This window comes from Raoultibacter massiliensis (genome assembly GCF_900199545.1).
GTDB lineage: Bacteria > Actinomycetota > Coriobacteriia > Coriobacteriales > Eggerthellaceae > Raoultibacter > Raoultibacter massiliensis.
The window spans coordinates 771,091-785,815 of record NZ_LT962671.1 but is presented as its reverse complement, the minus strand read 5'-3'; the positions used below and the strand labels follow the sequence as shown (position 1 = coordinate 785,815).

Genomic DNA, 14,725 nt, shown 5'->3' with positions numbered 1-14,725 from the left:
CTATTCATCCCCCGCATCGCAGGTGTCGCCATCGATCTCTTCGCCGGCATCGGCCCGCTCGCTCGCTGCATTGCGCGCGGCGTCGCGCTGCAGGGCAGTCGCGATACGCTCCGCTTCGTCGACGCTCTTATCGAGCATGAAGCGCAGCTCGGGCGCAACGCGCCACGAAAGCTCCTTTGCCATAAGCGAGCGAATGCGGCCCGCCGCCTTGGCGAATGCGTCGGCAACGGCTTCGTAGCGCTCCGGCTCGGTTGTGTAGTATACGTTGCAGACGCTGCGATCGTAGCTCACTTCGCAGCCCGTGATCGTAACGAGGGTCAGACGCGGGTCGGATATCTCGAACAGAAGAATGCTCGCGATGACCTCTCTCGCCTGCTCGTTCACCTTCCTGTTGGATGAACTCTGCTTCATGGCATCCATCTCCTTTCGAAAGAAGAGGTTATGGGAAAAACCGATGGCCCGGCAAGCAAACTCCGAGCCATCGGTACATGGTAACGCTTCTCGTGCCGAACTTACTCGGTACGCTCGACTTCCACGATCTTGTAACCTTCGATCGTATCGCCGATCTTGATATCCTGGTAACCGGTGATGCCGATACCGCATTCGTATCCGCTGCGAACCGATTTGACATCGTCTTTGAAGCGGCGCAGCGAATCGATCGTGCCTTCGAAAACGACGGTGCCGTCGCGCACCACGCGAACCTTGTCGTCACGCGAAATCTCGCCCTCGATGATGTAGCAGCCGGCGATCGTTCCGGCTTTGGGCACCTTGAACGTCTCGCGAACTTCGGCGATGCCGGTGTCCTCTTCGACGATATCGGGCGACAGCAGACCGACGCGGGCGGCATTGATCTCCTCGATCGCCTGGTAGATGACGCGGTACAGGCGAATGTCGACTTTTTCCTTCTCGGCTTGCAGTTTCGACTTGCCCGTCGGGCGCACGTTGAAGCCGATGATGATCGCGTCGGATGCCGAAGCCAGCGTAACGTCGGTTTCGGTGATGCCGCCGACCGCCGAGTGCACGATGTTGATGCGAACCTCCGATTGGTCCATCTTGTCAAACGCATCGCGCAACGCTTCGATGGAACCCTGCACGTCCGCCTTCACGATGAGGTTCAGGTCGGTCTGCTTGCCCGCCTCGATGCGGCTGAACAGATCGTCGAGACTCATATGCGACTTGGTTTCCTGCTCGGCGAGGCGCGCTCTCAAAGCGCGTTCCTCAGCCAACTTGCGGGCATCGCGCTCGTCTTCGAACACACGGAACTCGTCGCCTGCGGTCGGAACCGAGTTGAGACCGAGGATCTCGACCGGGTCGGCCGGATACGCTTCGTCGACATGCGTGCCACGCGGATTCACGAGCGCACGGACACGGCCGTAAGACGCTCCCGCAACGATGGAATCACCGGGGCGCAGAGTGCCGCGATGCACGAGCACCGTAGCCACAGGGCCCCGCCCCTTATCGAGATTCGCTTCGATGACGAAGCCGGATGCAAGCGTATCGGGGTTCGCTTTGAGTTCAAGCACGTCGGCCTGAAGCAGAATCGTCTCAAGCAGATCGTCAATGTGAAGTTTCTGCTTGGCGGAAACTTCGACGAACATGTTGGTGCCGCCCCACTCCTCGGGGATCACGCCGTACTCGGTGAGCTCCTGGCGCACTCGATCGGGGTTGGCTCCGGGCTTGTCAATCTTGTTCACCGCCACGACGATCGGCACTTCGGCCGCCTTCGCATGGTTGATGGCCTCGATGGTCTGCGGCATGACGCCGTCGTCGGCGGCAACCACGAGCACGATGACGTCGGTCACCTGAGCGCCGCGGGCGCGCATGGCCGTAAACGCCTCATGGCCGGGCGTATCGATGAATGTGATCTGGCGGCCGTCGATATTGGTAACCGATGCGCCGATATGCTGGGTGATGCCGCCCGCCTCGCCCTCGGCGACACCGGTATGGCGGATCGCGTCGAGCAGCGAGGTCTTGCCGTGGTCGACGTGGCCCATGACGGTCACAACCGGCGGACGCGGCTTCAGATCTTCTTCGCTATCATGGTAAACGACCGCGTACTCTTCTTCCGGAGACACGACGCGCACCTTGCGGCCCATGTCATCGGCGATGAGTTCGATGAGATCGTCGCCCATCGACTGGGTGAGCGTGAGCACCTGCCCGAGCATGAACAGGCGCTTGATGATGTCGTTGGGCTGCACGCCGAGCAGTTCGGCGAATTTGGAAACCGTCGCACCCTGGGGCACCTCGACGACCGAATCGTCGAGCACGAGCGTGGGATCGAGTCCCTTCTCGATGGCTTCCATCTCCAGACGCTCGCGGTTTTCCGCTTCACGCTTCTCCTTGCGCTTCTTGCGGCGTCCCTCGCCTTCTTGCGTCGCCGCTTCAACGGCCGCACGGGCTTCGGCAAGCACTTTGTCGCGCTGGAGCTTCTCGGCCTGAACCGCCATCTGAGCGTAGCGGTCTTCGCTTGTCGCCTGCTGGTTCAGTTCGGGAACCTCGGGTTCGAACGTGCGCTTGGCCTGCTGTTGCGACTGGAATTGGGGCTTTGCGCCACCCTGCTTCTTGTCGGCTCGCTGGGGCTTTTGGCGCTGATTGTTCGCCGCACCCTGCCGAGGAGCGTTCTGTCGCTCGGCCTTCTGCTGCTCGATGCGGGCTTTCTCGGCTTCGATCTGCGAAAGCAGCGAATCGAACGACGATTTCGGCTTCGCACCGAGCACGGGGGCCTTCTTGGCCGGCTCGCTGTGCTTCGCGCCCTTGCCGCCCGATTTCCGTGCCGCAAGCGCCTCGGCGACCGCCTGCTTCTTGGCAACCTCCTTGGCGGCCACTGCCGCGCGGGCTCGCGCTTTCGCCTCTTCGGCCTCGCGGGCAACGCGCTCCTTCTCGCTTTCGATCTGGCTCGCCAAACGCTCGAACGCCGAAGCCGCGGGACGCGCGGCGCGCTCTCCCGATTCGTCTTCGCCGTCGGAATCTTTTTCGTCTTCGGAAGGCTGCTCTGAAAGGCCGCCCATGCGACGTGCGGCTTGCTCGGCCTCGCGGCGCTTGCGCTCCTCTTCGACGGCCTCGCGGCGCTTGCGCTCCTCTTCGGCCTTCCTCTCGGCCAGCGCACGCTGCTCTTCCGCAAGCTCGGCCGCCTCTTTATCTTCGAGCTGGCCGGTGCGTTGCTTTATCTCAGGCTCCAGATTCTTCCTGATCTTGGCAACATAGGCATCGGCGAGCATGCTCGCATGGCTTTTCGCAGGGATCTTCATCTCCTGAAGCCGATCGAGCAGTTCCTTACTGGACATGCCGAATTCTTTTGCCAACTCATGTACACGCATGCTGGCCATACATTCTCCTCATTCTATCCTGTAGCTCCACGGATCGCCTTCTTCACGTCCAAGGCCACCCGTTCGTAATCCTCTTCGGTCAGCGACGCGCGAAGCGCCCGACCCAGCCTTTTCGATGCAACCGCCTTTTCGAGGCAGGCTTCGGAGCACACGTACGCCCCCCTGCCCGCCGCCTTGCCCGACGCATCGAACTCAATGACGCCTGCAGCCGTTTTCACGACGCGGTACAGTTCGCCTTTGGCCGCCTTGCCGCCGCAGGCGATGCAGCTGCGCTGGCGTTTCGGCTTGTTCTGCACCTCGGCCATCGCTTCCCGCTTACGCTTCGTCACCCGCATGGATGCCGCAATACCTGCTGCCCGGACGGGCATGGTTGCGGCAGCGCACGCCATCTTCGCTGACGTGGGCGCATACGAGCTCCTCGTCAGCGGGAAGATCCTCGTCGATGAGCATGTTGTCCACCGCAGGCGGCTCACCCGCGAACGACGCGCTCTTGATATCGATATGCCATCCGGTCAGCCGAGCGGCCAGCCGGGCGTTTTGACCCTCTTTGCCTATGGCGAGCGACAGCTGGTCGTCGGGAACGACGACGGTGGCGTAGTGGTTGTCCTCATCGATGGTCACCCGCGTGACCTTCGCCGGCGAAAGAGCGTTGGATACGTAAACAGCAGGATTCTCATCCCATTGGATCACGTCGACGCGCTCGTTGCGAAGCTCTTCGACCACCATGCGCACACGCGAGCCTTTCGGACCGACGCATGCGCCGACCGGATCGAGGTTGGGCTCGCGCGATGATACGGCGATCTTCGAGCGCGCTCCCGGTTCGCGGGCGATCGATTTGATCTCCACCATGCCATCGTATATTTCAGGCACTTCGATCTCGAAAAGGCGACGGATCAGATCGGGGTGGGTGCGCGAAACCACGATCGAGGGACGCGCCTGCTCGCCACGCATCTTGGGTGCATCCGAATTCGGATCGCGCACATCGATGATCAGCGTCTTGAGGCGCTGGTTATGACGATAGTGCTCGTTTCCGGGACGCTCGTTGCGCTCGGACGGATTGCGTTTGAGGTCATAGTGCGGGAGCTCGGCTTCCACGCCGTCGCGTATCTTGATGATCGTGAAATCGGGAGTGCCCTGCAGCACGGTGCCCGTCACAAGATCGCCGACGCGGCTCGAGAATTCCTCGTAGATGCTCTGGCGACCCGCCTCGCGGACAATCGAAGAAATGACGCCCTTGGCGTTCTGCGCAGCGATGCGGCTCACATCGTCGGGAGTCACATCGCGCTCCTCGAACTCCGAGTATTCGCCGGTCTCCTCGTCGGGTTCGCCGACGGGAACGAGCTCGTACACGTAGATCTGACCGGTCGATCGGTCGATCGTCACGCGAGCGTCCCATTCCAGATCAAGTATGTGCTGATAGCTTTTAGCCAAAGAGGCCTCAAGGCGCTCGATGAGATAGAACTCGTCTATCTTCCTCTCATGAGCCAGCGCCTGCAGGGCCTCGATCAATTCCGAACTTGCCACGATGCTTTCCTTTCCTACGAACCGAAGTCCACCGCGCCCTTAAGGCGGGCTCGCTTGATGTTGCCTATCTCGATCTCCTCTTGCGCGCCGTCGACATCGATGACGATCGCCTGGCCGCGCACGCCTGCGAGCGTGCCCGTCCATTTACTGCGTCCGTTCTGCGGCTCAACGGCCGTGACGACGGCGGTCTCACCGGCAAAGCGCTCGAAGTGCTCGAGCGTGCGCAGCGGTCGGTCGATGCCAGGCGATGACACCTCTAGGGTGTAGGCGCCCGGAAACGGGTCGAGTTCGTCCATGATGTCGTTTATCCACGCCTGGGCGTTCGATAGCTCATCGAAGCTCACGCCCTCGGGTGTATCTATATAAACGCGAATGGTCGGCGATTTCTTCGCCCCCACGACTTCGACGGTCACGATTTCGATACCATGCTCGGCAGCCTGCTTCTCAAGCGCTTCGAGCAAGCTTCGTTCTTTTGCGGTCAACATGCAGGTCACCTCCCAGATAAAAAGAAAGCGGGATAAACCCACTTTCACCTAACGTTCGAAAGTATGTTATCGCCCATGCATATGACCTGTGCATGGACAATCAATATTTATAGCATATTTCTTTCAGCGTGAAAAGGTGTTTCGTGCACAGCGACGCAACTTCGGGGGAAATCCACAGTTCGCAAACGCCACGGGCCGGCAAACCCATGAATGGCAAACCGACGACAAGAAGAAGGCAAGGCAGCAAGACGCCTGTACGCCGCAAAAGCCCAAGGATGAAAATAGGTAAGGTACTTTGGGGACAAAATCAAGGAAAATGCACACCCGAACGGTCGTCCGATCGCCAAAGATCATATCGTTGCAGCTATCTGATCTTCCCTATACCAGGTCAAAGCGATGCCCTCTTCTCCGCTTATGCAGGCAGTCGCGTACCACTCGCACATTCCCCCCGATTCTGTCCCGCTAACTTCTTACCCTTTGCGCGCCGCAACCGCCCGCCGTTGACGTCATCTTTTACGTGTGGTCGACTGCGCACCGCCGACGTCATCTTTTGCACTCCGCCGACGATGCGGCCTCACCGGCGAAGTCCGGGGCTACCGGGAGCAGGTGCGCCAATCGGCAAAGCTTAAGAGCTCGCGCCTGAGGTCGAGCTGTGCGCGAGAGCCGCTGACCCGTTCCAAACGGAGCCGTCTTCCCAGCTTCCGGGCAATGCTGCTAGCAACTTCGTCCATCGATCGGCGCACGACCACCTGATCCCACGTAACGACGATAACGGAAATGCCCATGGCGGAAAGCGCGTTTCGACGCGCCGAATCGTTCGCCTTCTCTTTCCTCTTCAGATGGTGCTCGTTGCTGTCGTACTCAACGTCGAGCTTCGCTGCCGCCCAGTAGGCATCGCAGACGAAGTAGCCTTTCGGCGTAAACTTCCGAGCGCTGGAGGAAACGTCGATCCGATAGTTCATCGAAGGCGTCGGCAGACCGTATCCTCCTTTCTTCATGGGAAGGCACAAAAGCATCGTCATGATCGTTTCCATCGGGGACCAGGATCCCTCGAGAACATGCCGAAGCGCATTGGCGGCGAGGGTGCTTCCTTTCGTCCCCGCCGTCTTTCTCAGGAGGCGTTCGATCGCCTTGACGTTCGTAAGCGGGCGCCGCTCGTAGAATCCGGTTCTTCCCGAATAGCGGCTGTAGGACCCGCAGAACTCGAACCCGATTTCGACAAGACGGGAGAAAGACCGAACGCTTGCAAGCTGCTGAAAGCACAGCTCGGGAGAGCAGACGAATACGCCTTCGGCAACCTTGACAAGGGATCCTTCAGGCAAAGACGAACTGCAAACGTGAGCCGTCACCCGCTTGCCACGGCGGCGGGCGGCGGCTTCTTTCACCAGCACGTGGAAAGGCGCGAGGGGAACCCATTCCAACTGCAGGGGCAATGCCTCGATTTCCGCGGCGGAAGGAGCGCACGACGGCAAGACGGAAATCCCCTTCGGGCGCACGCGCGCAAACGTCGAAGAGCGTTTCAAGCGCCAGAATTCCAAGGCCGTTGTATGCGACAGCACGATGTCCATGCGCGCAGGATAGCACGGCTGCGACCGCCCTGTTTCGACTATTTTCACAGTGTATGATCTGGTGTTACTCCGGTTCTCCCCCAGTGTCGTTCCGTGTAAGGAACAGCGTTGATTCGCTTCCGGTTTCGGTATGATCCGATGAAATCCCGAGCTACAGGCAGGTCTGGTCTGACTCCTTTTCCGGCGAAAAGCGCCGCGAGCTCCCAGACGGAACCGCGCGCGAGGCCGAAATCCAGAAGTCCGGCCGGCTGGACGCCAAAAACCTGCGCGGTTTCAGGATGTTTGCCGTTTCGATGCCGAAACGAGGTATCGTGTCATCAGGAGGTGTTTCGTGGTAAAAATCCTCATTGTCGAAGACGAACCGCCCATTTCGAACCTGCTGCGCCTGAGCCTCTCGAAGGCAGGCTACGTCTGCATATGCGCCCCCGACGGGGCGTACGCGGCCGACATCATCGAGCGCGAGCGCTTCGACTTGGTGCTGCTCGACATCATGCTGCCGGAAATCGACGGCTACGCACTCATGGACTTCATAGCGCCTAAGGACATCCCCGTCATCTTCATCACGGCGAAAGGCGCGCTCGACGAGCGGGTCCGCGGACTCAAAGCCGGTGCCGAAGACTACATCGTCAAGCCGTTCGAGATCGCCGAGCTGCTCGCGCGGGTCGACGTGGTGCTGCGCCGCTGCAAAAGAAGCGACGCCGTCACGACGATCGGCGACCTCGAAATCGATACCTGCGCCATGCGCGTGCGCAAAGGCGGCGAAGAGGTTGGCTTGACGAAAAAGGAATTCGACCTCGCCGTCCTGTTCTCCCAGAACCGTGGGCGCGCCCTTTCCCGCGAGACAATATACGAGCGGGTATGGGGCGAGCCGTACCGCTACGGCAGCAAAACGGTCGACCTCCACGTGCAGCGGTTGCGCAAGAAGGTCGGCTGGGAGGACGATCTGCGCGCCGTCAACAAGGTCGGCTACCGGCTCGAGGCATAAGATGACCTTCCGCCTGAAGATCACGCTTTGCATGGTGGGGCTTTTGTCGGTGCTCTTCGGCATCGGCGGAAGCCTGCTTGTCGCCCTCTCCTTCCAAAGCTCGCTCGAGCAGGAGCAGGAGGCCGCATACGGAGCCTATCAGATGGTGATCGGAACCCTCACGGTCGTCGACGACGTGAACGGCAGTTTAAGCGATGACGACATAGCCCGCACGCTCAAACAGCTCACCGAGCAAAGCCGCAACGGATGGACGTTCTTGCGCCTCGCGACGGCCGAAAACACCCTCTACGAGCACGGCGCGAGCCTGCATTCCAGACATTTCGGCACGTACCCGGAAGCGGGTACCTGCACGATCCGCTACGAAGCGCCCGCCTCGGGAGAGCATGCCGTGGTGCTTTCCGGCGCGCTCGAGACCAGCGGCAAGACGCTCTATCTGGACATGACGCGCGACGTCTCGGCCCTCATTGAGGCGCGCGACGCGCAGCAGCAGACGTTTCAACAGGTGTTTCTCCTAATGGTCGTCCTCTGCGCCCTTCTATCCTACACGGTCGCCCGGGTACTCACCGCCCCGCTCGTCGACCTGTCCCGCACCTCCCGCTCCATCGCGGCCGGACGCTTGTCGAGCCGTGCGAACATCGCTTCGCGCGACGAGATCGGCCGGGTCGCGCGGGATTTCAACGAGATGGCCGATGCCCTCGAATCGACCATCGCAGAGCTCGAGGATGCAGCGGAACGGCAGAACCTGTTCACGGGCAGTTTCGCGCACGAGGTCAAAACCCCGATGACATCCATCATCGGCTACGCCGACCTGATACAGAAACAAGCGCTCGAACCGGACGAGCTGACCGAAGCCGCGCGCTATATCTTCACCGAGGGAAAGCGGCTCGAAAGCCTTTCGGGCAAGCTTCTCGACCTGCTCGTCTTGCACGGGCAGAGCATCGCCCTCGCGCCGGCAAGCCCCGCCTCGATCGTCGAGGAGCTGACAGGGCGGCTCGCGCCGATCTACGCCGAACAGGGAATCGCACTCGTCTGCGAATGCGAAGAAGGGACCTGCCTTCTGGAAGCCGACCTGGTCGCCTCGCTGCTCGTGAACCTCTGCGACAACGCGCGCAAGGCGATGGACGAGGCAGGCGGCACGCTCTCCGTGCGCGTTGCCATGGCCCCCGACGGCTGCAGGATCGCGATCGGCGACACCGGGCGCGGGATCCCTCCCGAAGCCCTCGCCCACCTCACGGAGGCGTTCTACCGCGTCGACAAATCGCGCTCCCGCAGCCAAGGCGGCGTCGGCCTCGGGCTCGCGCTCTGCCGCGAGATCGTCGCGCTCCACAACGGAAGCATGCGCTTCGCAAGCTCCGTCGGCAAAGGAACGATCGTCACGGTCTGGCTCAAAGGAGGTGCGGCATGAAACGGATGGCATCGGTTGCGGCGGTGCTTTGCACGGCAGCGCTCGTCGCGCTTGGCGCGGCTCTTCCCGGGCTTGCCGTGAATGCGCTCGACCGGCAGCTCGAGCAGGAAAGCACCGAGCGCGACAACGGTGCCGCCGCCCTTGCGCTAGGCGAGACGGCCGATCTTTTGCAGATGTTGGATCTGTTCGGATCCAGCCCCTCGGAAGTGGAGCTCGCCGAAGGCGTCCGCCTTGATGAGGAAGGAGCGCTGCAAGCCGCCGAAGAGCTGATCGACGCAGTCGGCGCGAAACCTTTCGCGCCGGACAGCGCGCACACATCGCCGGTCCTCATCACCGGTACGAGCACAGGCGCACCTTCGGGCATCGTCTGGATCTGCACGGGAAACCAGAGCGCCGGCGACGCGCAGGAAAGCGTCTGGATCGACGATGCGAGCGGAAAGGCGGTCGCGTTTTTTCTGCAGACCGGCAACACGACGCTCGTCGTATCGGAAGACGGCTTGCCCGAAGAGATCGAATCCCTGCTCTCCTACTACCGCGAAAACGGCGAAATCGATTCCGCTGAAGCGAGCATCGGGCTCTACGACGAACTCTCGAGCGAATACGCGATCGAGCTCAAACGGACCGACGAAAACACGGCCGCATCGTACACGGCTCCCGCCCTGCTGATGGAAGGAACGCTCCTTTTCAACCTCGGATGGCAAAACGATGCCCTCGCGATGCCGTCCTGATAAACCGCTCTCTTACGGTAGCGATACCGAAAGAGAAAGGCGGTTTCCATGGGTCCGACAAAACGAGTTCGCTACCGCAGCGCACAAGGCCGCTCCATCACCCGCAGAGGGTTTTTAGCAGGCGCGCTTCTCGCCGCCGGCTGCGCGGTCGCCACGGCTAGCCGAGTGATCGGCAGCGCGCCGCCCGCAGGGTCAAACGCAACATCATCACCAGAAACAGCCGATGCAGGCGACCTCCGGCAAACGGACCTGCCGGTTGACGCCGCATCGCCCGCCCGCACGTACAACGGATCCCCGAACGATTGGAGCCTCGTGCTCGTCAACGCGGAAAACCCGCTCCCCGAAGGATACGAGCCCGCACTCGCGCCCCTCGAACAGGGCTTCTATGCAGACGAGCGCTGCACAGCCGAGGCGATGTCCATGATGGACGCCTGCCGCGAAGCAGGGCTCTCCCCCCTCATCTGCTCGGCGTACCGCTCGAAGGAAGTGCAGGAAGGCCTTTTCGCCAACAACGTGCAAAAAGGCCTCGCCGCAGGTCTTTCGCTTGAGGACGCGCGGGCGGAGGCGGGGAAATCGGTTGCCGTGCCAGGCGCGAGCGAGCACCAGCTCGGCTTTGCGCTCGACATCGTCGATCTCAACAACCAGAACCTCGACGAGACCCAAGAGAGCACGCCCGTCCAGCAATGGCTTATCGAACACTGCGGAAAGTTCGGGTTCATTCTGCGCTACCCCACTGGGAAAAGCGCCGTGACCGGCATCATCTACGAGCCGTGGCACTACCGCTACGTCGGCAGAGAGGTCGCCGAGGAGATCCGCGAACTCGGCGTTTGCCTCGAAGAGTACCTGGCTCTGATCGGCGGCTAGCGCATCCGGATGCGCGGGCGGGCGCAAGGGACCCGGCATGTTCTCGTTTGGTGCGATTCGAAAGAGGCTCCGGATGCGCGGGCGGGCGCAAGGGGCCCGCCCGAAAACCTAACGTGGAGCTCGTCGCAAGCGCCATCCGTTCGCGCGCCGCCTCCCGCAAACGGCCCCGAACGCACGCGTGCCGACCCGAAGGCCGGCACGCGGTTGCGCGCTTGGCGAACGCGCGGTTTCAGACGAGGGCTACTTCGCCGGATAGAAGCCGCTCGGTTCCTCGCTCAGGTTGATCATGATGTTCTTGGTCTGCGTGTAGTGCTCGAGCATGATCTTGTGGGTTTCGCGGCCGATGCCGGATTCCTTGTAGCCGCCGAACGGCGCACCCGAAGGAATCTGGTTATAAGTGTTCACCCACATGCGGCCGGTCTGCACGCCTTGCGCCACGCGGAACGCGCGGTTGATGTCGCGCGTCCATACGGCACCGCCGAGGCCGTAGACCGAGTCGTTGGCCATGTCGATGACTTCCTGCTCGTCTTTGAACTTGATAACCACGGCCACCGGCCCGAAGATCTCTTCTTGGGCAACGCGGCACGAATTGTTCGGAACCTCGAGAAGCGTCGGCTTGAGGAAGGCGCCTTTGGCAAGATCGCCTTCAGTGGCGCGCTCGCCGCCAACCAGAACCTTACCGCCCTCGTCCTTCGCGATTTGGATGTAGTCGAGGATCTTGTTCATCTGGCCTTCGTCGATCTGGCTGCCCATCTGCGTATCGTCCTCCCACGGAAGGCCCACCTTCACGTTCTCGAACGCATGTACGGCATCTTCGACGAATTTATCGTAAATATCCTCGTGCACGAAGATACGGCTGCCGGCACAGCACACCTGGCCCTGATTGAACAGGATGCCGAGCTGAATGCCGTCGAGCATCATATCCCACTTCGCATCCGGGAAGATTATGTTCGCGGATTTGCCGCCCAGCTCGAGCGTTGCGGGAATCAGGCGCTCCGCCGCAGCGCGGGCAACGTCGCGGCCGACCTCGGTCGAACCGGTGAAGGCGAGCTTGGATATCTTCTGGTTCTCGAGGATGTACTGCCCCGATTTCGAACCGCGACCCGTAACCACGTTGAACACGCCTGCGGGAATGACATCCTGGGTGAGCTTGGCAAGCTCGAGAACGGTAAGCGATGTCGTCGAGGAAGGCTTGAACACCGTGCAGTCACCCGCAGCGAGTACGGGGGCGAGCTTCCACGCCGCCATAAGGAACGGGAAGTTCCATGGCACGATTTGGCCGACGACGCCGATGGGCTCATGGAGCACGAGCGACATCATATTGCCGGGAAGCATATCGGCCTCACCGGTATCAGCCAAAAGCACGCCCGCGAAGTAGCGGAAGTGATCGACGGAGTAGGCAACGTCGATGGCGCGGGTCTCGCGGATCGGCTTTCCGTTGTCAAGCGTCTCGAGCATAGCGAAATGCTCGGCGTTCTCTTCGATGATATCGGCAACCTTGTTCAGGATGATCGCACGCTCCGCCTTGGTGGTCTTGCCCCACGACGCAAAAGCCTCCCAGGCGGCGTCAACCGCACGGTCGACATCCTCGCGCGTGGCATCTGCGATCTCGGAGAGTTTCTCGCCGTTTGCGGGACAATAAACATCGAGTTTCTTCCCATCGGAAGAATCGACCCATTTGCCACCGATATAGAGTTGATAGGAGCTCTGAGCAGGGTTGTTCATACGGAATCCTTTCGTACGTCTGCGCGCAGAAGCACGCTCTGCCTAGCTGAAATCCAGCTGTTAGGCAAACCATACACCCCGTTTGAGGATATGCCGTGATGCGGGGGCGAACCGTTACGAATGCCACGTAAACGGCACATAGGTAGTATCATATATGCCGTTCGCAGGACGATTTTCGCCGCTTGCTCTCAGGGTCGAATACGGCTTTTTCAAACCGGAAAACAACGATCCGCCCAAAGGGGCGGATCGCTTTGCTTGCTAGATTGCCAACAGCTCAACCGTACCAGCGAACAAACCCTACTTGCGATGTTCCTTCTTGTCGTTCAACAGGCGATTCAAAGCATTGAGATACGCTTTGGTCGACGACACGACGATGTCGCCGTCGGAGCCGCGACCCGTGTAAATGGCGCCTTCGGGATCGGTCACGCGGATGGTCACTTCACCGAGCGCATCGATGCCGCGCGTAACCGACTGCACCGCGAATTCGGTGAGGTCATTGTCAACCTGTACGATCTTGTCGATGGCCTTGCACATCGCATCGATCGGGCCCGTGCCGAACTCGCAGGCGGTGACCACCTGGTCGGCCTGATTGCGCAGCGTGACCGTTGCAGTCGGCGTGAGCGGGAACCCGCAGCTGATCTGCACGCCTTCAAGCACGTAAATCGCGTTTTCGTTGCGATCACGCTCATTGACGAGGCTTTCAAGATCCTCGTCGTACACTTCCTTCTTCTTATCGGCCAGATCGAGAAACGCTCCGTACACCTGATCGAGCGCCTCGCCCTCGAGGTCGTAGCCGAGCTCTTCAAGGCGGTGCTTGAGCGCCGCATGGCCACTGCGAGCCGTAAGGACTATCTGGCTCTGCCCCGCACCCACATCGGCCGGATCGATGATTTCGTAAGTATCGCGCTTTTTGAGCACGCCATCCTGATGGATGCCCGACGAGTGGGCGAAGGCGTTGGCGCCGACGATCGCCTTGTTTGCCTGCACGCTCATACCTGTGATCGAGGATACGAGGCGGCTTGCCTTCAAGAATTCGCGCGTGTTTACATCGGTATGGGCGTCAAGCTCCTGTTCGTGCATCTTGATCGCCATGACAACCTCTTCCATGGCGGTGTTGCCTGCACGCTCTCCGAGGCCGTTGATGGTGCACTCGATCTGCGTCGCGCCGTTTTTAACGCCTTCCATCGCAAGCGCCGTCGCCATGCCGAGATCGTTGTGGCAATGCACTGCCACGGTTACGTTCTCGATCCCGTCTACATTGTCCATGAGGTACTTGATGCGGCGCCCGAATTCCTCAGGCAGCGAATAGCCCGTGGTGTCGGGGATGTTCACGACCGTCGCGCCGTTATCGATGGCAGTTTGGATAACGCGCACAAGGAAATCGTAATCAGATCGACCGGCGTCTTCGGCGTAGAACTGCACGTCTTCAACGTACTGCTTCGCATAGCTGACGCAATGGGCCGTGCGCTTGAGGCACTCCTCTTCGGAGATTCGCAGCTTGTCCTGCAAATGACTCGGGCTCACGCCGATGCCCGTATGGATGCGAGGGCGCTTGCAGTACTTGAGCGCGTCGGCCGCCGAATCGATATCCTTTTCGACCGCCCGGGTGAGCGCGCAGACCGTCGCCTGATCGCCTGCCAATTCGGCGATGCGGCGGACGCTTTCGAAATCGCCCGGACTCGAAATCGGAAATCCCGCCTCGATCACATCCACGTTGAGCCTAAGTAGCTGACGCGCAACAACCAACTTCTCTTCCGTGTTCATGGATGCGCCAGGCGATTGTTCGCCGTCGCGCAGCGTCGTATCGAAGATCTGGATCTTGCGTGTCATGAGCTGCCCTTTCTATTCGCTCAACATTACTTCGATAATCATAGCAAACATAAGGGATTTCACCTCGGAATTCTCAACAAGGCACCTGTTTCATCACGGCATCGCCATCGATGGCGCAGAAGCGACGGGAACCCGAACGGCGCGACGCTCCCAACGGCTTGCGGTTGCAGCACGGCAACACGACCCGCATGACGCCCGAGCATCAGTCGCCAACAGCGTCGAGCAGCCTGCGAAAAGAGCCCGCGCGTTGCATGAGCGGGCTCCGAGTTCCCTTTCGTCGCCTTT

Annotated in this window: 12 protein-coding genes; 4 read left to right on the top strand and 8 right to left on the bottom strand. The window is 60.8% G+C overall.

Annotation, left to right across the window (positions count from 1 at the left end; translation table 11 throughout):
* The 6 genes from rbfA to C1719_RS07480 all read right to left on the bottom strand — a co-directional run bounded on the left by rbfA (nt 1) and on the right by C1719_RS07480 (nt 6,951).
* On the bottom strand, nt 1-411 hold the full coding sequence (rbfA, locus tag C1719_RS07505) for a 30S ribosome-binding factor RbfA (RefSeq protein WP_102375975.1): 411 nt from the start codon (nt 409-411) through the stop codon (nt 1-3).
* Nucleotides 412-512: 101 nt separating this feature from the next.
* Nucleotides 513-3,326: a translation initiation factor IF-2 gene (gene infB, locus C1719_RS07500; RefSeq protein WP_102374536.1), complete on the bottom strand. Its 2,814-nt coding sequence runs from the start codon at nt 3,324-3,326 to the stop codon at nt 513-515.
* 14 nt (nt 3,327-3,340) lie between these two features.
* Nucleotides 3,341-3,631 carry an RNase P modulator RnpM gene (gene rnpM, locus C1719_RS07495; RefSeq protein WP_102374535.1) on the bottom strand — a complete coding sequence of 97 codons (291 nt, stop codon included), beginning with the start codon at nt 3,629-3,631 and terminating at the stop codon, nt 3,341-3,343.
* Nucleotides 3,632-3,641: 10 nt separating this feature from the next.
* Nucleotides 3,642-4,850 carry a transcription termination factor NusA gene (nusA, locus tag C1719_RS07490; RefSeq protein ID WP_102374534.1) on the bottom strand — a complete coding sequence of 403 codons (1,209 nt, stop codon included), beginning with the start codon at nt 4,848-4,850 and terminating at the stop codon, nt 3,642-3,644.
* A gap of 14 nt (nt 4,851-4,864) precedes the next feature.
* Nucleotides 4,865-5,335, bottom strand: a complete 471-nt coding sequence (locus C1719_RS07485) for a ribosome maturation factor RimP (protein ID WP_102374533.1) — start codon at nt 5,333-5,335, stop codon at nt 4,865-4,867.
* A gap of 593 nt (nt 5,336-5,928) precedes the next feature.
* Nucleotides 5,929-6,951: a DUF559 domain-containing protein gene (locus tag C1719_RS07480; RefSeq protein WP_146007867.1), complete on the bottom strand. Its 1,023-nt coding sequence runs from the start codon at nt 6,949-6,951 to the stop codon at nt 5,929-5,931.
* Nucleotides 6,952-7,234: 283 nt separating this feature from the next.
* Between C1719_RS07480 and C1719_RS07475 the strand changes: the two genes are divergently transcribed.
* Genes C1719_RS07475 through C1719_RS07460 form a run of 4 tightly spaced genes read left to right on the top strand, consistent with a single transcriptional unit; the run spans nt 7,235 to nt 10,885 of the window.
* A complete protein-coding gene (locus C1719_RS07475) occupies nt 7,235-7,888 on the top strand; it encodes a response regulator transcription factor (RefSeq protein WP_102374531.1) in 654 nt (217 codons plus the stop codon).
* Nucleotide 7,889: 1 nt separating this feature from the next.
* Nucleotides 7,890-9,293 carry an ATP-binding protein gene (locus C1719_RS07470; protein WP_102374530.1) on the top strand — a complete coding sequence of 468 codons (1,404 nt, stop codon included), beginning with the start codon at nt 7,890-7,892 and terminating at the stop codon, nt 9,291-9,293.
* Complete coding sequence (locus tag C1719_RS07465) at nt 9,290-10,021, top strand: hypothetical protein (protein WP_102374529.1); 732 nt, start codon at nt 9,290-9,292, stop codon at nt 10,019-10,021. Before C1719_RS07470 ends, C1719_RS07465 begins: the two co-directional genes overlap by 4 nt.
* A 48-nt stretch (nt 10,022-10,069) precedes the next feature.
* Complete coding sequence (locus C1719_RS07460) at nt 10,070-10,885, top strand: M15 family metallopeptidase (protein ID WP_102374528.1); 816 nt, start codon at nt 10,070-10,072, stop codon at nt 10,883-10,885.
* Nucleotides 10,886-11,125: 240 nt separating this feature from the next.
* Here the strand turns inward: C1719_RS07460 and C1719_RS07455 are convergent, their stop codons facing one another.
* Both C1719_RS07455 and C1719_RS07450 read right to left on the bottom strand, forming a co-directional pair.
* On the bottom strand, nt 11,126-12,610 hold the full coding sequence (locus C1719_RS07455; RefSeq protein ID WP_102374527.1) for an aldehyde dehydrogenase family protein: 1,485 nt from the start codon (nt 12,608-12,610) through the stop codon (nt 11,126-11,128).
* A gap of 297 nt (nt 12,611-12,907) precedes the next feature.
* Nucleotides 12,908-14,440, bottom strand: coding sequence for a 2-isopropylmalate synthase (locus C1719_RS07450; RefSeq protein WP_102374526.1), 1,533 nt, complete (start codon nt 14,438-14,440; stop codon nt 12,908-12,910).
* Nucleotides 14,441-14,725 lie beyond the last annotated feature (285 nt).

Coding starts and splice junctions, on each gene's coding strand:
- C1719_RS07465 (WP_102374529.1), top strand. CDS start 9,290: ATGAAACGGATGGCATCGGTTGCGGCGGTGCTTTGCACGGCAGCGCTC.
- infB (WP_102374536.1), bottom strand. CDS start 3,326: ATGGCCAGCATGCGTGTACATGAGTTGGCAAAAGAATTCGGCATGTCC.
- rbfA (WP_102375975.1), bottom strand. CDS start 411: ATGAAGCAGAGTTCATCCAACAGGAAGGTGAACGAGCAGGCGAGAGAG.
- C1719_RS07450 (WP_102374526.1), bottom strand. CDS start 14,440: ATGACACGCAAGATCCAGATCTTCGATACGACGCTGCGCGACGGCGAA.
- C1719_RS07460 (WP_102374528.1), top strand. CDS start 10,070: ATGGGTCCGACAAAACGAGTTCGCTACCGCAGCGCACAAGGCCGCTCC.
- rnpM (WP_102374535.1), bottom strand. CDS start 3,631: ATGGCCGAGGTGCAGAACAAGCCGAAACGCCAGCGCAGCTGCATCGCC.
- C1719_RS07455 (WP_102374527.1), bottom strand. CDS start 12,610: ATGAACAACCCTGCTCAGAGCTCCTATCAACTCTATATCGGTGGCAAA.
- C1719_RS07485 (WP_102374533.1), bottom strand. CDS start 5,335: ATGTTGACCGCAAAAGAACGAAGCTTGCTCGAAGCGCTTGAGAAGCAG.
- C1719_RS07470 (WP_102374530.1), top strand. CDS start 7,890: ATGACCTTCCGCCTGAAGATCACGCTTTGCATGGTGGGGCTTTTGTCG.